The 17,886-nt window shown below is 70.8% G+C and carries 16 protein-coding genes; 9 read left to right on the forward strand and 7 right to left on the reverse strand.

The features are described 5' to 3' along the window. Positions 1-140: 140 nt before the first annotated feature. Positions 141-1,958, reverse strand: coding sequence for an ABC transporter ATP-binding protein (locus DEJ46_RS01345; protein ID WP_150263661.1), 1,818 nt, complete (start codon positions 1,956-1,958; stop codon positions 141-143). A gap of 238 nt (positions 1,959-2,196) precedes the next feature. Here DEJ46_RS01345 and DEJ46_RS01350 point away from each other — a divergent pair, with 238 nt between their 5' ends. From DEJ46_RS01350 to DEJ46_RS01365, 4 genes are all read left to right on the forward strand, one after another. Continuing rightward, positions 2,197-2,913 (forward strand): VanZ family protein, encoded by a 717-nt coding sequence (locus DEJ46_RS01350; RefSeq protein WP_150263663.1) that lies wholly within the window; start codon positions 2,197-2,199, stop codon positions 2,911-2,913. A 70-nt stretch (positions 2,914-2,983) separates the two neighbouring features. Beyond that, the gene (locus DEJ46_RS01355; protein WP_150263665.1) at positions 2,984-3,706 is read left to right on the forward strand and encodes a response regulator transcription factor; all 723 of its coding nucleotides are present in this window, start codon (positions 2,984-2,986) and stop codon (positions 3,704-3,706) included. Further along, complete coding sequence (locus DEJ46_RS01360) at positions 3,699-4,778, forward strand: sensor histidine kinase (RefSeq protein ID WP_150263667.1); 1,080 nt, start codon at positions 3,699-3,701, stop codon at positions 4,776-4,778. Before DEJ46_RS01355 ends, DEJ46_RS01360 begins: the two co-directional genes overlap by 8 nt. A gap of 37 nt (positions 4,779-4,815) precedes the next feature. Then, positions 4,816-5,385, forward strand: coding sequence for a GNAT family N-acetyltransferase (locus DEJ46_RS01365; protein WP_150263669.1), 570 nt, complete (start codon positions 4,816-4,818; stop codon positions 5,383-5,385). Between the two features lie 110 nt (positions 5,386-5,495). Here the strand turns inward: DEJ46_RS01365 and DEJ46_RS01370 are convergent, their stop codons facing one another. The 5 genes from DEJ46_RS01370 to DEJ46_RS01390 form a co-directional block, all read right to left on the reverse strand. After that, entirely contained in the window at positions 5,496-6,965 is a 1,470-nt protein-coding gene (locus DEJ46_RS01370) for a fibronectin type III domain-containing protein (protein WP_190622376.1), read from the reverse strand. A gap of 138 nt (positions 6,966-7,103) precedes the next feature. Then, positions 7,104-9,038 carry a helix-turn-helix domain-containing protein gene (locus DEJ46_RS01375; protein WP_150263673.1) on the reverse strand — a complete coding sequence of 645 codons (1,935 nt, stop codon included), beginning with the start codon at positions 9,036-9,038 and terminating at the stop codon, positions 7,104-7,106. 125 nt (positions 9,039-9,163) lie between these two features. Continuing rightward, on the reverse strand, positions 9,164-10,531 hold the full coding sequence (locus DEJ46_RS01380) for an MFS transporter (RefSeq protein WP_150263675.1): 1,368 nt from the start codon (positions 10,529-10,531) through the stop codon (positions 9,164-9,166). A gap of 67 nt (positions 10,532-10,598) precedes the next feature. Continuing rightward, the gene (locus tag DEJ46_RS01385; protein ID WP_150263677.1) at positions 10,599-11,393 is read right to left on the reverse strand and encodes a 3-hydroxybutyrate dehydrogenase; all 795 of its coding nucleotides are present in this window, start codon (positions 11,391-11,393) and stop codon (positions 10,599-10,601) included. Positions 11,394-11,564: 171 nt separating this feature from the next. Continuing rightward, positions 11,565-13,028, reverse strand: coding sequence for a 3-hydroxybutyrate oligomer hydrolase family protein (locus tag DEJ46_RS01390; protein WP_150263679.1), 1,464 nt, complete (start codon positions 13,026-13,028; stop codon positions 11,565-11,567). Between the two features lie 353 nt (positions 13,029-13,381). Between DEJ46_RS01390 and DEJ46_RS01395 the strand changes: the two genes are divergently transcribed. The 3 genes from DEJ46_RS01395 (at position 13,382) to DEJ46_RS01405 (ending at position 15,666) form a co-directional block, all read left to right on the forward strand. Beyond that, on the forward strand, positions 13,382-14,158 hold the full coding sequence (locus DEJ46_RS01395) for a CoA transferase subunit A (RefSeq protein ID WP_150263681.1): 777 nt from the start codon (positions 13,382-13,384) through the stop codon (positions 14,156-14,158). After that, positions 14,158-14,811 carry a 3-oxoacid CoA-transferase subunit B gene (locus DEJ46_RS01400; protein WP_150263683.1) on the forward strand — a complete coding sequence of 218 codons (654 nt, stop codon included), beginning with the start codon at positions 14,158-14,160 and terminating at the stop codon, positions 14,809-14,811. Before DEJ46_RS01395 ends, DEJ46_RS01400 begins: the two co-directional genes overlap by 1 nt. Before the next feature lie 126 nt (positions 14,812-14,937). After that, positions 14,938-15,666: an SDR family oxidoreductase gene (locus tag DEJ46_RS01405; protein ID WP_150263685.1), complete on the forward strand. Its 729-nt coding sequence runs from the start codon at positions 14,938-14,940 to the stop codon at positions 15,664-15,666. A 19-nt stretch (positions 15,667-15,685) separates the two neighbouring features. Here the strand turns inward: DEJ46_RS01405 and DEJ46_RS01410 are convergent, their stop codons facing one another. Beyond that, positions 15,686-15,922, reverse strand: coding sequence for a hypothetical protein (locus DEJ46_RS01410; protein WP_150263687.1), 237 nt, complete (start codon positions 15,920-15,922; stop codon positions 15,686-15,688). A 478-nt stretch (positions 15,923-16,400) separates the two neighbouring features. Here DEJ46_RS01410 and DEJ46_RS01415 point away from each other — a divergent pair, with 478 nt between their 5' ends. Beyond that, positions 16,401-17,141: a dienelactone hydrolase family protein gene (locus tag DEJ46_RS01415; protein WP_150263688.1), complete on the forward strand. Its 741-nt coding sequence runs from the start codon at positions 16,401-16,403 to the stop codon at positions 17,139-17,141. 92 nt (positions 17,142-17,233) lie between these two features. Continuing rightward, positions 17,234-17,881, forward strand: coding sequence for a class I SAM-dependent methyltransferase (locus DEJ46_RS01420; RefSeq protein ID WP_150263690.1), 648 nt, complete (start codon positions 17,234-17,236; stop codon positions 17,879-17,881). The last annotated feature ends 5 nt before the right edge of the window (positions 17,882-17,886 follow it).

The following is a 17,886-nucleotide window of genomic DNA, read 5'->3' on the forward strand; positions in this document are numbered from 1 at the left end:
CGTACATGATGTTCCGTCAGAAGTCGATCTGCACAAAGGAACTCATGCTAAGGCGCACTCGCCACACCTGCCGCGCAAACCACTGGGATCGAACGGCAAGACGCCCGGCAGGGGCTCACCGCCCCGGCGTCCGCCCCGCGCTACACCTGCTCCGCCTTGGCAGCGCTGCTGTCGTCGAGGAAGCCGCCCGACTGGTGCTGCCACAGTTTCGCGTAGGCGCCCTCCGCGGCGAGCAGCTCGTGGTGCGTGCCCTGCTCGACGATGCGTCCGCTGTCCAGGACGACGAGCTGGTCCATGGTGGCGACCGTGCTGAGCCGGTGTGCGACCACGAGCGCGGTCCGCCCTTCCATGAGGCGCCAGAGCGCGTCCTGCACGAGGATCTCGCTCTCGGAGTCCAGGGCGCTGGTCGCCTCGTCGAGCAGCAGGATCGGCGCGTCGCGCAGAATCGCCCGCGCGAGGGCGACCCGCTGGCGCTGGCCGCCGGACAGTTTCACCCCGCGCTCCCCCACCATGGTGTCGAATCCTTCGGGCAGTGTGTCGACGAACTCCGTGACGTGCGCCGCCTCCGCCGCGCGGCGGATCTCGGCGTCGGTGGCGCCCGGCCGCGCGAAAGCGATGTTCTCCCGCAGGGTGCGGTGGAACATCGCCGGGTCCTGCGGCACATAGGCGATCAGGCTGCGCAGTTCGGCCTGTCGCAGCCTGCTGATGTCCTGTCCGCCGATCGTGATCCGGCCGCCGTCGATGTCCGTCATCCGCAGCAGCAACCGGGTGAGCGTGGTCTTGCCGCCGCCGGACCGGCCGACGAAGCCGACCTTCGCCCCGCTGGGCACGGCCAGTTCGAGGCCCTCGAAGAGCGGCTTCGCGCCCGAGTGGGCGAAGGTCACCTGCTCGAAGCGCACATCGGCACCGTCGGAGAGGAGCGCCTCCGGCACCTCCGGGTCCCGTACGGTCGGCGGGGTGAGGAGCAGTTCGGTGAACTGCGCGGCCTCGGTCATCGAGCTTTCCAGGCGGCGGTAGATCTGGTTGAACTCGAACATGATCCGTGTGGCGTTGGAGTAGTAGGTGAAGGCGACGACGACGGCCTCGACGCCGTGCTCCCTCGCACCGAGCGAGAGGGCGAGCAACAGGCCGAGGACGTTGGTCAGCACGGACATCGGTGCGATCAGCGTGTCGATGCGCAGGTTGCCGTAGTCCCACGAACGCAGCATGAGGCGGCGGGATTCGGCGACGCGGGAGCGGTGCTCGGCGGCTTCCCGCTCCTCGGCGGCGAAGGACCGGACCGTGTCCATGTTCATCAGGCTGTCGGCGACGTGGCCCGACACCCGGGCGATCGCCTCCTCCCGCTGGTCGACGAGCGCCTGGCGGCGCCGGATCAGGGGCCGCACGCACAGCGTCGTGACCGCGATCATCGCCAGGAGCCCGACGACGAGCAGGGGTTCGTACGTCCACAGCACCACGGACGCGAAGATCAGGGGCACGAATTTGCCCATCACCGAGAAGGTGAGCGTGTCGACGAACTCCTCGAACCGCGAGGCGAAGCTGAGAACCCGCTTGGTCAGCGAGCCGGCGAAGTTGTCGTGGAAGAAGGCGGCGTCCTTGGCGAACAGCGCGTCCATGCCGATCACGTACAGGTGCTCGATGCCGAGGGCGTCGAGGCGGTTCAGACAGTGCAGCCCGACACGCCACAGCGCTTCACCGAGCAGCAGGACGCCGGCGAAGCCCAGGACGAAGGGGAGCATCGGGCCGACACCGACGTCGGTGTCCCCCGCGATGCGGCCGACGAGTTTGGCGACGATCAGCGGCACGATGTAGAAGATTCCGATGTTGCCCACCGCCGGGAGCAGCATCGCGGGAATCGCCCACCATTTGAGCCGGGTGAGTTCCCGTGTGTAGAAACGAAGCGCGAGGAGCACCGAGCCTTTACTGGGCGAACTCTTGCGCGATTCAGGCTTTCCCATCCCAATCCCGCCTTTCGTATCGAAGTGGACAGGAGGGGCAGTCTTCCGTGTGGGGACTCGCGCCGTCCAAAGGTTTTCGCGGCACCTCCCACCAGCGGTTCTCATGGATACCGATAGACCCGACGGGACCTTTCCGTCCCTCCAGTTGGCGTACAGCAGCCACCGACGACGCCGTGTATCGCGGGCATATCGAAAATCGCATACGCCGCCGCGACGGCCTTCCGTGTCCCATGGCCTCATGAACGACGACACAGGCACCATCGCGGCTTCGCCATCGCCTCGCCGTACACGCGGAATCGTGCTCCTCGGGCTGGCGGTGCTCGCTGTGGCGAGCGCCGTGTTCGCCGTGCGGGGGCCGCTCATGATGGCCGCACCGATGTGCGCGGCCGGGCAGTGGGACCGCTGCTTCGGAACGTTCAACGGTGTGGTGCTCATGACACTGGTCCTGCTGCCGCCCGCGCTCCTGGTGGTGTGGGCTCTGGCGCGCCGCCGACGTGCCGCCGGGGTCGCGTCGGCGTGGCGGATGTCGCTGGCCGAGGTGGGCATGGTCCATGGGACGGTGCCGTTCCTGTGGATGACGATGATGCCGGGCGGTGCGGACGGCGTGCTGCCTCCCCGGGTGAGCCTGGTCCCGCTGCGGGACCTGGTCACGATGGGGCCGGTCGGCCTCGGCGGCAACCTGCTGGTCTTCGCGGCGCTCGGGTTCTTCGCCCCGATGCGGTTCGCGGCGCTGGCGTCCGTGCCGCGGATCCTGGCGCTCGGGGCGGGCTGCTCGGTCCTGGTCGAGACCGCGCAGTACGTGCTGCCGCTCGACCGGGTGTCCTCCGTGGACGACGTCCTGGTCAACGCCACCGGCGCCGTACTGGCGGGGCTGCTGTCACGCCGGTGGTGGTCGCGTACGGAGGAGGGGGCTCCGTCGGATCGGCCTCGACCCGTGTCCGCGCCGGCGGGCTGAGGAGCCATGTACGCGCGAGCACGCGGCTCCGCATACGTCGGCGATATGTCGTGTTGCCTAGGCTTCGGGCATGCGCGTACTGATCGTGGAGGACGAGCCGTACCTGGCCGAGGCCGTCCGTGACGGTCTCCGGCTGGAGGCGATCGCCGCCGACATCGCCGGCGACGGCGACTCCGCCCTGGAACTGCTCACTGTGAACTCCTACGACCTCGTGGTCCTCGACCGCGACATCCCCGGGCCCTCCGGCGACGAGGTCGCCCGGCACATCGTCGCCTCCGGCAGCGGCATCCCGATCCTCATGCTCACCGCCGCCGACCGCATCGACGACAAGGCCTCCGGGTTCGAGCTCGGCGCCGACGACTACCTCACCAAACCGTTCGAGCTGCGGGAGCTCGTCCTGCGGCTGAGAGCACTCGACCGCAGACGCGGGTACGCCCGGCCCCCGGTCCGCGAGATCGCGGGCCTGCGTCTCGACCCCTTCCGCCGGGAGGTCTTCCGTGACGGTCGCTTCGTCGCGCTGACGCGCAAGCAGTTCGCGGTGCTCGAAGTCCTGGTCGCCGCCGAGGGCGGGGTCGTCAGTGCAGAGGAGCTGCTGGAACGGGCCTGGGACGGGAACGCCGACCCCTTCACCAACGCCGTCCGCATCACCGTCTCCGCCCTGCGCAAGCGGCTCGGCGAGCCGTGGGTCATCGCGACGGTGCCGGGGGTCGGCTACCGGATCGACGCCGAACCCGAACCCGGCACGGGCACGGGCACCGGCACCGGCACCGGCACCGGCAGCACGCATGCGTAGACGACGAGGTCTCAGTGTCAGGCTGAGGCTCAACCTCAGCTACGCGGGGTTCCTGACCGTCGCGGGCGCGCTCCTGCTGGCCGTGGTGTGGGGCTTCCTGCTGCGCTACGTACCCGACAATTCCCAAGGTCTGCTCGGGATCTCGCCCAACCGCTACCTTCTCGTACGCACTTTCGCCCCCGCCGCAGCCGTGGCCATGGTTCTCCTCCTCGTGCTCGGCCTCGCCGGGGGGTGGATCCTCGCCGGCCGGATGCTCGCGCCGCTCACGCAGATCACCGCCGCCGCACGGACGGCGGGGAACGGATCGCTCTCCCACCGGATCCACATGGAAGGCCGGGAGGACGAGTTCCGTGAACTCGCGGACGCGTTCGACGCCATGCTCGAACAACTCGAGTCGCACGTCGCCGAGCAGCAGAGGTTCGCCGCGAACGCCTCGCACGAACTGCGCACCCCGCTGGCCATCTCCCAGACACTGCTCGACGTCGCCCGCAGAGACCCCACACGGGACCGTGACGAACTCCTCGAACGCCTCCAGGCTGTCAACACCCGCGCCATCGATCTCACCGAGGCCCTCCTCCTGCTCAGCCGCAGCGACCGCGGGAACGTCGCCCGCACGAGCGTCGACCTCTCCCTCCTCGCCGAGGAGGCCGCCGAAACCCTGCTCCCACTCGCCGAACAGCGCGGGATCACGCTCGACGTCACCGGCGGACCGACCCGGACCAGTGGCTCCGAAGAACTCCTGCTGCACATGGCGACCAACCTCGTCCAGAACGCGATCGTCCACAACCTCCCCAGCGGCGGCACCGTGACGGTCCACACCGAGACGCAGGACGACGCGAGCGTGCTGCGGGTCGAGAACAGCGGTCGTCCACTCCCCTCGGAACTGGTGCCGACCCTCACCGAGCCCTTCCAACGAGGAACGGAGCGCGCACGCACCGACGAACACGCCGGTGTCGGCCTCGGCCTCGCCATCGTGCAGAGCATCGTCCGCGCCCACGGCGGCGCCCTCGACCTCGTCGCCCGCCCCGGCGGTGGCCTCCTCGCCACGGTCCGCCTTCCCGGCGAGCGATAGGCATCGACGGGGCGTCGGTACGGCCTACGATCGGATGATGATCACTCCTGCCGTGCTCGACGCCGTGCCGACCTCGACCGCACCCGCCCTCGTGCTCCGCCCCTGGCACGTGGAGGACGTCGCGGCCTTGGTCGAGGTGTACCAGGATCCCGTGCTCCGCCGATGGACGATGACGAGGATGGAGTGCGAGGACGACGGCCTGAGGTGGGTGCAGGCGCAGGAGCGGGGCTGGTCGGCGGGCGTCCGGTTCGGCTTCGCCGTTCACGAAGCGGCGAGCGGCACAGCACCCTCGCGACTGGTGGGCAACGTGGTACTCAAGGAGGTCGCCCCCGGGAAGCCCTCCGCCGAGGTCGGTTACTGGACGGCAGCGCGGGCTCGCGGGCGGAGCGTGGCTCCCAGGGCCGTCGAAGCCCTCACCGCCTGGGCCCTGGAGACCTTCCGGGCCGACGGCCTGGAGCGCCTGGAACTGCTCCACCAGGTGGACAATCCGGCGTCCTGCCGCGTCGCGGTGAAATGCGGCTACGAGTTCGACCGGGCCCTCCCCGCAGCCCCGCCCGCCTACCCGCTCGACGGACACCTGCACATACGCCGCGCGCCCACCCGGTAGGGCGGGACCTCCCAGCGCCGTGCCCCACCGCAGCACCGACTCGCCACCGCCGCAGACGCCTCGCCCGCCAGAAGTCCCATGGGCAAGGCGTCTGCCGTCGTCTCAGGTCGTCAGCACTTCACCCAGTAGCCCGGGGAGGTCTCCTTGATGGTGCTGGAGGCCAGGACGTTCCACAGGCCGAGGTTCTGGTTCGAGCCGTTGGCGTAGGTGTAGCCGCCGGACTGGTGGGCTCGTCCTGCCTGCGTGTGGGCGTAGTTGGTGGCCGTCACGCACGCCGAGGATCCCGTCGTGGTCGCGTTGACCATGCCGGACCTGGCGCCGACGGTTCCGGAGGCGTCCACGGCGGCCACGGTGTAGCCGTAGCTCGTGCCCGCGGCCAGACCGGTGTCGGTGTAGGCGGCCGACGTGACCGGCGTGGTGCTGACCTTCGTGCCGTCGCGGTACACGTTGTAGGAAGCCGCGCCCGGGACGGAGTTCCAGGACAGCGAGGCGCTGGTCCCTGTCGTCGCGGTGACGGTCAGGCCGGTCGGAGCGGGCAGGGTGGCCGGGGGGTTCGCGGTTCCTGCGCCGAGCGCTCTGGCCATGTTCATCACGGCCGTCATCTGCGGGCCGGACTTCTGGGCGTAGTCGGCCGACTTGTATCCCCACCAGTCCCAGCAGCCGCGCGGGTTGCCGGTCATGGTGGTGGCCTGCGGGTAGAGGACGATCATGTCGTTGGTGTCGGCGTACTCGTTGAGGTAGGCCTTGTCCATGAGGGCGTTGCCGACGAGACCGAAGTCCTGGTAGCAGCCATGGAGGGTGACCATCAGCTTGCAGGACGCGCCGCTCTGGCAGGACTGCGGGACGTAGGCGAAGCCCTCGTTGCCCATGCTGATCGCGCCGGCGCTGCCGCCGGGGGCGTAGGTGCTCTGGCCGAACCGGACCAGTCTGCCGGTCAGGGCGGAGGAGGAGGCGGGGTTCACGCTGCCGAGCAGGTGCGTCAGCATCTCCTTCACCGGGTCGCCGCCGCAGTTGTTGACGTACGGCGAGCTGGTGGAGGTACACGAGTTGGGGCCGAGTGGGCTGACCCAGGCGTGGCCGGAGGACGACGTGTTGTCGTAGACCACGTCCGCGCCGAAGTCGCGGTAGTAGGTGGCGAGATCGTCGTTCACAGCCGCCTTGACGGTGTTGTCGTTGGTGCCGTGGAACAGCCACACCTTGTCGCCCGACATGTTGGCGACGGGGTCGACCTTGCCGGCCGTCGCCCGGTCCCGGGTCAACTGCTCCAGCTGAGCCGGGGTCTTGCGCGCCATGAGGGTGTCCATACAGGCGTACTGGGCCGTGTTGACACTGTTCTGCGCGCAGTCGTACGCGCCGGCCGAGAAGATGCCCGCACCCTCGAAGACGTCGGAGTAGGCGACGTGCATCTGGTTGGCCATGAACCCGCCGGACGAGAGCCCGCTGACGTAGGTCGAGCTGATGTCGTACTGCTGCAGGGAGCCCGGGGTCGGTGTCGGCACGGCCGCCGTCGCACCGCCGGCCGTCGTCGCGGCGATGCCGACGGCCGCCAGGGCGGCGACGAGGAGCTTTCTGATCTTCATTCGCATCTCCAGGTGGGGGTGAGGATGCCGACATCCTGATGAACGGCGGTGACTCCGGCCCACATGTCGTCCCACCACTTCCGCGGTCCGCGATGTGGCGCGCGTTGCCATAGATGCGAAGAGATCAGGCCTGCATCGTCAGTGGCCCGGCGTTCCGTGGGACAGCTGGTGGAGGCGGAGCGCCAGGTGGATCTCCAGGGCGCTCGCGGGGGTGTTCCAGTCGGGGCCGAGGAGCTGGGCGACGCGGTCGAGGCGCTGGACGACCGTGTTCACATGGACGTGGAGAGCGTCCTTGGCGCGGGCCAGGCTCGAACCCTGCTCGTAGTAGGCGTGCAGGGTGCGGACGAGTTCGGTGCCGCGCTCCGTGTCGTAGGCGAGGACGGGGCCGAGGACGCGGTCGACGTACGAGGCGATGTCGGCGCGGTCGCCGAGCAGGACGCCGATGAAGCCGAGCTCCGCGATGTCGGCTCCGCTGCCGGTGCGGCCGAGGGAGTGGAGCGCGGTGAGGCAGCGCTGGGCCTCGGCGTGGAGGTCGGCGTGCTGCTCGGGGCCGGTGCCTGGGCCCGCCGCGCCCACGGTGACCGGTGCGCCGATGATCCGGGCGAGGTCGGCGGCGAGGTCGCGGGCGAGGGTGCCGGGCCGGTCGCAGGGCGCGAGCAGGACGGTGTTGCCGTGCCGGGTGCCGGCCAGACCTCCGAGTCTGCAGGCGGTACGGGAGTTCTCCGCGGCGAGCCGGGGACGCAGGGCGGGTGCGCAGTCGAGGACGGCGACGGCATGGGGGCGGGCGAGGTCGAGGCCGAGGCGTCGGGCGCGCAGGGTGAGGCTGCCTCCGTCCCAGTGCGCCGAGGAGGCGGGGCCGGCGAGGAGGTCGTCGAGGAGTTCGCCACGTACGCGGTCCTCGGTCTCGGCGACCGAGCGGCGGATCAGGAGGAGCATGGCGGTGACGAGCGCCGCGCGTTCGAACAGCCGCCGGTCGGCTTCGGGGAGTTCCGCGCGTCCGGTCAGGACGATGCTGCCCAGGGGTTCGGCTCCGGCGAGGACGGCGCAGGTCCAGACGCCGTCGGCGTGGACCGCGCGGCCCTCGGTGTGCGAGGCGTCGAGGCTCGCGGGCGGGGGCGTCACCGGGTCGGTGCCGACGCGGGCCAGTTCGCTGCCGTCGGTGTCGTGGACGGCGACCCCGCCGCCGAGGAGCGCCGCGATCTCGGCCGCGACCTCGTCGGTGCCCGCGCCGCGCAGCACCAGCTTGGACAGCCGGTCGTGGGCGTCGGAGGCCTGGTGGAGGGCCTCGCTGTGGGCGTGGGCCCGCGCGTTGGCGGCTTCGAGCCGGGCGAGCGCGGTGCGGGTCTCCCCCAGTCGGCGGGTGCTGTCGATGGCGACGGCGGCGTGGTCGGCGAGTGAGGCGAGGAGGGCGATGGCGTCGGGGGTGAACTCGCGCGGGGTGCGGTCCGCCGCGAAGAGGACGCCGATGATCTCCTCGCCCAGGCGCAGGGGGACACCGAGGATGCCGCGCAGGCCTTCCTCGGACACGCCGTCGTCGATGGTGCCGGTGTGCCGGTAGCGGGGGTCTGCGTGGTAGTCCGTGCTGGCGTACGGGCGGGCGGTCTGCGCGACCAGGCCGCCCAGGCCCTCGCCCATCCCGAGCCGCAGCTGCTGGAAGGCCGCCGAGACGGAACCCTCGGTGACCCGCATGAACGTGTCGTGCGCGACCGGGTCGTTCAGTGTCAGATAGGCGACGTCCGACCCGAGCAGCGTCCGGGCCCGGCGGACGATGGCGCGCAGGACGGAGTCGAGGTCCCGGAGCCGGGCCAGATCTCCTGCGGTGTCGAACAACGCCACCAGCTCCGCCTCCCGGCGCCGGTACTGGTCGAGCACCCGCCGCACCGACAGCGCGACCTCGGTGGTCTCCTCGATCCATGCGACATCCGCCGGGACTGCCCCGACGGCCCGCGAGCGCGCGGGTTCGCGTGCGAGCTCCTGGGCGGGCGAGTCGGCGGCGAGAAGGTCGAACAGGCGGCGCGCGGCCGTCTCGGTGGGCGAAGGCGTTCGGGCATCGGCTCGACGACCGGCGGTCATGGGGCCTCCTCGCGGCCGTACGGGCAGGTGGTTCTGCGGGTGACGAGCCCGGTCGCCGTGATGCCCGGTCCGCCGTCGTCACGTCCATGACGACGACGGCCGGGCGGCCGGCGGGTGGGACGAAGCTAGGCGCGGTCGCCCGCGGTGACCACGGGCTCCGCCGCGGCCTCCTCGTCCCGGGAGCGGCTGAGGTCACGGCCGAGGGTCTCCCTGGTGACGGCCACCGTGATGGTGGTGATCACTGCCGCCGCACAGAGGTAGATGCTGATGGGCGTGGAGCTGCCGTAGTCCTTCAGGAGTTCGACCGCGATGATCGGGGCGAGGGCGCCGGCGATGATGGAGGCGAGCTGGGAGCCCATGGAGGCGCCGGAGTAGCGGACCTTGGTGTCGAACATCTCGGAGATGAACGCGGCCTGCGGCCCGTACATCGCGCCGTGCAGCAGCAGGCCGGCGGTGACGGCCAGGGTGATGACCACGAACGACTTCGAGTCGACGAGGCCGAAGAAGACGAAGGCCCAGAACGCCATGCCCGCGGAACCGACCAGGGTCACCGGGCGCCGGCCTATCCGGTCGGAGAGCGCGCCCCACATCGGGATGGTGACGAAGTGGACGGCAGAGCCGATGAGGACGGCGTTCAGCGCGGTGCTCTTCGGCAGCTCCAGGTGCACGGTGACGTACACGAGGAGGAAGGAGGTGAGGATGTAGTACGAGATGTTCTCGCCGAAGCGGGTGCCGATGGCCGACAGCACCTCGCGCCAGCTGCGCCGGAACACCTCGACGACCGGAGCCTCCTCCTTGACGCCCGCGGCGGCGGCCGCCTCGGCCTTCGCCTGGGCCTCCAGGAACACCGGGGACTCGGAGACCGAGACGCGGATCCACAGACCGATCAGCACGAGGAGACCGGACAGCAGGAACGGGATCCGCCAGCCCCAGGCCTGGAAGTCGGCCTCCGACTGGACGGCGGCCAGCAGCGCCAGGACACCGGTGGCGAGCAGGTTGCCGCCGGGGGCACCGGCCTGTGGCCACGAGGCCCAGAAGCCGCGGTGCTTGTCGCCGCCGTGCTCGGAGACGATGAGGACGGCCCCGCCCCACTCGCCGCCCAGGGCGAAGCCCTGGACCAGCCGCAGCACGGTGAGCAGGATCGGCGCCCAGACGCCGATGTTCTCGTAGGTGGGCAGCAGGCCCATCGCGAAGGTGGCGCCGCCCATCATCAGGAGGCTCAGCACCAGGAGCTTCTTGCGCCCGATCTTGTCCCCGAAGTGCCCGAAGACGATGCCGCCGAGCGGCCGGGCGGCGAATCCGATGGCGTACGTGATGAAGGCGATCAGCGTGCCCACGAGGGGGTCGGCGCTGGGGAAGAACAGGGTGTTGAAGACGAGCGCGGCGGCGGAGCCGTAGAGGAAGAAGTCGTACCACTCGATGGTCGTGCCGATCAGGCTCGCTCCGACGATGCGGCCGATGCCGCTTCTCGGCTGGGTGGTGGTGTCAGACATGGATTCACCGGTTTCACGAACGGACGGGACGGGGGTGGAACGCAAAAAAAAGGGGGGCGGGAGCGGGTCAGCTCGCGGTCCAGCCGCCGTCGAGCGGCAGGGAGGCACCTGTCAGGTAGCCGGAGTGCGGACCGCACAGCCAGAGCACGGCCGCGGCGACCTCGTCGGCCTCCAGGAGCCGCTTGACCGGCGAGCGGGCCAGCATCACGTTGGTCAGGACGTCGCCCTCGCTGATGCCGTGGGCCACGGCCTGGTCGCGGACCTGGCCTTCGACCAGCGGGGTACGGACGTACCCGGGGTTCACGCAGTTGCTGGTGACGCCGTGCGGGGCGCCTTCGATCGCGGCGACCTTGCTCAGCCCCTCCAGGGCGTGCTTGGCGGTGACGTACGCGGACTTGAAGGCGCTCGCTCGCAGGCCGTGGACGCTGGAGACGTTGACGACGCGGCCCCACCCGCGGGCGTACATGTGCGGCAGTGACCGCCGCATGAGCAGGAACGGGGCGGTGACCATCACCTTCTGGATGAGCTCGAACCGGTCCGGCGGGAACTCCGTGAGCGGGGCGACGTGCTGGAGGCCGGCGTTGTTGACGAGGATGTCGATCTCGGTGGGCAGGAGGTCGATGGCGCCCGGGTCGGCGAGGTCGGCGACCTGCGCCTCGCCGCCGGCGATCTCGGCGACGGCCTTCGCCGCGTCGGCGTCCCTGTCGACCACGTGGACGAAGGCCCCTGCCTGTGCCAGAGCGAGGACGCAGGCCCGGCCGATGCCGCTGCCGCCGCCCGTCACCATTGCGGTGCGCCCGCTCAGCTCGGTCGCGGCCGCAGGTGACGGCAGCCGGTCCGGGGTGGGAAATGTGTTCGTCATGGCCGGAAACAGTAGGGAGACCGCGAGATCTGACCCATGGATGCGACCGCCATAAAGCCAGGCAGATCAATGGTGTGGAACACCATAGGAGGACGACACGCGAAGGCTCTGGGCAGGGCGGGGCACGGCGCGGGGCAGGGCAGGACCGGGCAGCCGTTGGGGGGGTAGCGGTCAGGGCCGAGCACCGGCGGGCTTGCCCGCGTCCAGGGAGCAGGTGTTCGCCAGGGTCACGGAGTCCTGGCCGGCGGGCAGGGGGACGGTTCCCGAGGCGGGCGGCCGGTACCCCTTCCTGAGCCAGTCCTCCAGGGCCGTGAAGGCCGTGCGGTGGCACGGCGTGAGCGGCCTCAGCCTGTCCGGGAACGCGTCGACGAGCGAGTCGGCATGGGTGCCGCCCTCGATGCGGTAGTAGCGGTGCAGCCCACCGAGGCCCGCCTCACGCACCATCCGTGCGTACACATCGGAGTCCTGGCCGATGGGCAGCAGGGCGTCGAGGGTGCCGTGCAGGGTCATCAGGGGCTTGCCGATGCGTCCGGTCAGGGCGATCCGCTCCACCGCCCGCCGGACCTCGTCGGGGCGGCTCGCGTAGTCGTAGTCGGCGTCACAGCCGGGTGTGCCCGTGGCGCAGTACGGGGTCCCCGCCTCGGCCGCCCCGTCGTACCCCGGGTCCAGCTCCTCGCGGTAGATGCGCTGGGTGAGGTCCCAGTAGACCTTGTGGTGGTACGGCCAAAGGAACTCCGACCCGGCGGGGAACCCCGCGGCGTGCATCTCCTCGCGTGCCTCCTCCGCGCCCTCGCCGCCGGCGGCGTGCACGGGGTAGGCGCGCAGGGTCCGGGGCAGGAAGTCCAGCAGGTTGGGGCCGTCGGCCCGCCAGAGGGTGCCCTCCCAGTCGACTCCCCCGTCGTAGAGGTCGGGGTGGTTCTCCAGCTGCCATCGCACGAGGTAGCCGCCGTTGGACATGCCGGTGACCAGGGTGCGGGCCGGCGGGCGGTGGTATCGCTGGGCGATCGTGGCGCGGGCCGCACGCGTGAGCTGGGTGACCCGGTCGTTCCACTCGACGACGGCGTCGCCCGGCGCGTTGCCGTCCCGGTGGAAGGCGAGGCCGGTGTTGCCCTTGTCGGTGGCGGCGTACGCGTATCCGCGGGCGAGCACCCAGTCGGCGATGGCCCGGTCGTTGGCGTACTGCTCCCGGTTTCCGGGGGTGCCGGCGATCACCAGGCCGCCGTTCCACCGGTCGGGCATGCGGATGACGAACTGGGCGTCGTGCTGCCACCCGTGGTTGGTGTTGGTGGTGGAGCTGTCGGGGAAGTAGCCGTCGATCTGGATGCCGGGCACTCCGGTGGGGACGGCCAGGTCCTTGGAGGTGAGCCCGGCCCAGTCGGCCGGGTCGGTGTGGCCGGAGGCGACCGTGCCGGCCGTGGTCAGCTCGTCGAGGCAAGCGGCCTGCTGGTGTTCGGCGCCCGGTACCCGGAGGTGGGCCAGGCGTGCGCAGTGGCCACCGGGGGCGGACGGTGCGGCCGTGTCCGTGGGCGTCGCCGTGGCGGGGGCGGTGGTGAGGGTGAGTGCGGCCAGGGCGAGTGCCGCAGGCGCGCCCCGCCGCCAAAGGCGTGGCGAGGAGCGGAAGGTGGGACGACGCATCGATGTGCCTCCGAGCTCGTGGGATGGGGTCTCGCGGGAGGCTATGCGGCTGATCGGCCGCCAGACATGGCTGTGCGACCCACCATCCGCAGCCCGGTGATGGGCTTCGACACCACCCTCGCCGGATGGCCGAAAGGCGCGCATGTTCGCCACCCCCACCTGCACACGCAGCCGCACGCGCCCCCGTCCAGGAGACGCGGAGGCAGCGGTGACCGACACATCGGAGGGGGGCGGCATGGGGATCACAGCCATGGTTGCGCCCTCCGCCGCTGCCTAGGCTCCGTGCTCGTCGCTGGTACCGGCACCGGCTCTGACCAGCGAGGTCATCCGGCTGCCCGAGGGAAGGGATCCTCATGGGTCTGGACAAAACGGTCGCGAGCGCGGCGGAGGCGGTGGCGGACATCCCCGACGGGGCTGCACTCGCCGTGGGCGGCTTCGGGCTGTGCGGGATCCCGGGGACGCTGATCGACGCGCTGTGGCAGCGCGGAACGGGAGGCCTCCGGGTCGTCTCGAACAACTGCGGTGTGGACGACTGGGGCCTCGGCCTCCTGCTCGCCGCCGGCCGGATCACCCGGATGACCAGCTCGTACGTGGGCGAGAACAAGGAGTTCGCCCGGCAGTACCTCAGCGGGGAGCTGGAGGTCGAACTCGTCCCGCAGGGCACGCTGGCGGAGCGGCTGCGGGCCGGCGGCGCGGGCATCCCCGCCTTCTACACCCCCGCGGGCACCGGCACCCAGGTCGGCGAGGGCGGGCTGCCCTGGCGCTACGCCGCCGACGGCTCGGTCGCCGTCGCCTCGCCGCCGAAGGAGACCCGGGAGTTCGACGGGCGTCCGTACCTGCTGGAGGAGGGCATCACCACCGACTTCGCGCTGGTCCGGGCGACCATCGGGGACCGGCACGGCAATCTCGTCTTCCGCTCCTCGGCCCGCAACTTCAACCCGCTGGCCGCCATGGCCGGACGCATCACGATCGCCGAGGTCGACCACCTCGTCGAACCGGGCGAGCTCGACCCCGACGAGGTCCACCTCCCCGGCATCTTCGTCCAGCGCGTGGTCCGGGTGGCGCCCGGCGACCCCGCCGCCGAGCGGCGCATCGAGCGCCGGACCGTACGACAGGAAGGCAGCGCCTGATGGCCCTCACCCGCGAGCAGATGGCGGCCCGTGCCGCCCTGGAACTGACCGACGGCAGCTACGTCAACCTCGGCATCGGGCTCCCGACGCTCATCCCCAACCACCTCCCGCCGGGCGTCGAGGTCGTGCTCCAGTCCGAGAACGGCATCCTCGGCGTCGGCCCGTACCCCACCGAGGACGAACTCGACGCCGACCTCGTCAACGCCGGCAAGGAGACCGTCACGACGCTCCCCGGCGCCTCGTTCTTCGACTCGGCCCTCTCCTTCGGGATGATCCGCGGCGGCCACATCGACGCGGCGGTCCTCGGCGGCATGCAGGTCTCCGCCGCGGGCGACCTCGCCAACTGGATGATCCCCGGCAGGATGGTGAAGGGCATGGGCGGGGCCATGGACCTCGTCCACGGCGCCGGACGGGTCATCGTCCTCATGGAGCACACAGCCAAGGACGGCACCCCCAAGCTCGTCGGCACCTGCGATCTGCCCCTGACCGGCCGAGGTGTCGTCCAGCGCGTCATCACCGACCTCGCCGTCGTCGACATCACCGCCGACGGGTTCGTCCTGGCCGAGCTCGCCCCCGACGTCACCGTCGAGCAGGTCGTCGCGGCCACCGCGGCACCGCTGCGGGTCCCGCAGGGGGTCGGGCCGACGTCCTGAGTTCTTCCGCCGGTCCGATGTCCCGGACAGCCGTCGGACCGGCGGAAGAGGGGTTCGATGCGTCCACCGCGCCACCGATACGCTCTTCATGATCAATGTGCGAAGGTCGGAAGAGAAGGCAGGGGAATGGATCTCGCCGAGAAGACGGTGGTGGTCACCGGGGCCGGGCGTGGGTTCGGGAGGGCGTTCGCGTTGCACGCGGGCCGGTTGGGTGCGCGCCTGTTCGTCTCCGCTCGCACGTCGGCTGCCGCCGGGAAGGTGGCCGACGAGGTAGCGGCCGACAGCGGTGCGCACGTGGACGCGTTCGCCTGTGATCTGGCTGATCCGGCCACGGTACGGGGCTTCGCGGAGGGGGTCGCCACCCATACCGGCCAGGTGGATGTGCTGATCAACAACGGCGCCCCGTACCTGCAGGGCCCTGACTTGTGGGACGCCGACGACGAAGCGATCGCCGACACCGTCGCGGCCGGAGCCACCGGCACCCTTCTGGCGGTCAAGCACTTCCTCCCCCTGCTGCGCGCTTCTCAGGGTGCCGACATCGTCAACCTGGTCTCCTCAGCCGCGGAAGCCCTGAACTACCGGTCCCAGGCGCATCCTGCGTTCTACTCGGCCAAGGCCGCCCAGGCCGGCTTCGCCGACGTCCTGTCCCATCGGCTCCGCCCCGAGGGCATCAGGGTCATCTCGCTCTACCCGCCGGATTTCACGTACGGCGATCCGCTCCACTCCAGCTGGGAGCATGCCTCGCGGACCGCGGACGACCCGTTGACCGCCCGATCCGTCCTGGACTGCGTCCTTTTCGCGATCGGTCAACCACGAGACTGCTTCATCCGTTCCTTCCACTTCGAGCAGCTGTAGGCCCCACACACTCGGGACGTCAGGACCGGCGGTAGAGCTGGACGGTGCATTCCTGCCCCATGGCGATGGTCCGTCCGTCAGGGCTGAGGGCCACCGTTTCGGCCCTGGCCATCTCCGTCACGGTCTGCAGTTCGGTACGGGTCTCGGGGTCCCACAGCTGGCGGCTGGAGCCGGCCGTGACCAGCAGCGTCCCGTCGTCGCTGAACGCGGAAGAGCACTTCCTCGACCGCCACTTCGCGGTCGAGCACCTCGTCATGGGCGCGCCACACGCGTCCCATTACCGCCACGCGGGTACCGTGCTACCCGCCGTACTCCCAGGCTTCCTCGACGGCTGGCCCTGCGGCATCTCTCTTCAGCAGCCGCGAGGCGATGGCTCCTTCGTCGCGGCCGAATTCCTCCGAGAGTTCGCGCAGGAGACACCCTGGGCGCAGCGTTCGGCGAGCCTTCGCTCGTCTCCGGGTGCCCACGGCTTGTACGCGTTGGGATACACGCGCCGCTTCTCCTCCACGGTGTACGCCTTGGGCTCTTCCGGTTCGGGTGCGGTGCGTGCGACCTCGAGCTTCACGGTCGTCGGCGCGTCCCGCGCCGCACCGGGGGCTGTGGGCACGTGCCGGTAGGCCGGAGACAGCGGTTCGTGCACGCGCCTGAGGCCCCGGGACCCGCGGCTGCGTCACGGTTCCGCCGACGGTGAAGTCCTGCCCGGGCGACCTCGTCGATCACTACAGTCCGATCTCATGACGACGGCCACCACTCGCACGATCACCACGCACACGGTCACCTATCCGGCCGACGGACTGACGATGGTCAGCCACCTCGCGCTGCCCGCCGGCACCGACCGTCGGCCCGCAGTGCTCATCGGACCCGAAGGGCCGGGCCTCAACGACTTCCAGCGCCGCAGGGCCGACGCCCTCGCCGAACTGGGGTACGTGGCCCTGGCCTTCGACATCAACGGCGGACGCTGGTTCACCGACCCGCAGGAGATGCTGGCGCACACGACCCCGCTGCTCGCCGATCCCGGCCGGATGCGGGACATCGGAACCGCCGCACTCGACGCGCTGCGCGCCGAACCCCGGACCGACCCCGGCCGGATCGCCGGCATCGGCTACGGCACCGGAGGCGCGATCGTTCTGGAGCTCGGGCGCGCCGGCGTCGACCTGCGGGCGATCGGGACGGTCAACGCGCTCACGACGGGCCGACCGGGCGAGGCGGAGCACATCCGTTGTCCCGTGTGGGCCGGGGTCGGGTCGGAAGACCCGATCATGCCGCCGGCGCAACGGGACGCGTTCACCGCCGAGATGCAGGCCGCGGGTGTCGACTGGCGCCTGGCGGTCTACGGCGGGGCCCTGCACGCCTTCCACCACCCTCCCGTCGACCAGAAGGTGCTGCCCGGCATCGGCCACCACCCGCGACACGCGCAGCGGGCCTGGCGCGACATCGTGGACCTGCTCACGGAATGCGTTCCCCTCGCGGAATGAGCCAGGCGGGCGAAGGCGCGGTCGATACGGCGCCGTACGCCTCCTCTGTTCGCTTGCCTGAACGCGCCAGGCCACGAACTACTGTTTCGAGCATGATCGAACACGATGCCCTCACCGCCACCCGCGATGCCTATGACGCCGCCGCCACCACCTATGCGGAACTGTTCCGCGACTCGTTGCGTGACAGCCCGCTCGACCGGGCGATCCTGGGCGTCCTCGCCGAGGCGGTGAGGGCGGGCGGGGGCGGCCGGGTCGCGGACCTGGGGTGCGGGCCTGGGCATGTCACCGCCTATCTGGACGGGCTCGGGCTTGCGGCGTTCGGTGTCGACGCCTCCCCCGCGATGATCGAGTTGGCTCGGCAGGCCTATCCGGGCCTGCGGTTCGACGTGGGCTCGATGGGGGCGTCGGGGATCGCCGACGGCGCGCTGGGCGGCGTACTCTCGCGTTGGTCCGTCATCCACACCCCGCCGGGGGAACTCCCGTCCATCCTGGCGGAGTTCCATCGGGTGCTGGCGCCCGGCGGGCACCTTCTGATCGGCTTCTCGGCGAGCGATGATCCGTCCCACCCGACGCAGGTCTTCGATCACGCCGTCGCGCCGGCGTATCGGTGGTGGCCCGATCATCTCGCCGCGCTGCTGCGCGAGTCCGGACTGGCCGAGGTGGCCCGGACGGTTCGCGAGCCTCAGCCCACGGACCGACGGCAGTTCAAGGAGATCCACCTCCTCGCGCGCAAGGACTGATCGCT

This window comes from Streptomyces venezuelae, from assembly GCF_008642375.1.
In the GTDB taxonomy this organism is placed as follows: domain Bacteria; phylum Actinomycetota; class Actinomycetes; order Streptomycetales; family Streptomycetaceae; genus Streptomyces; species Streptomyces venezuelae_G.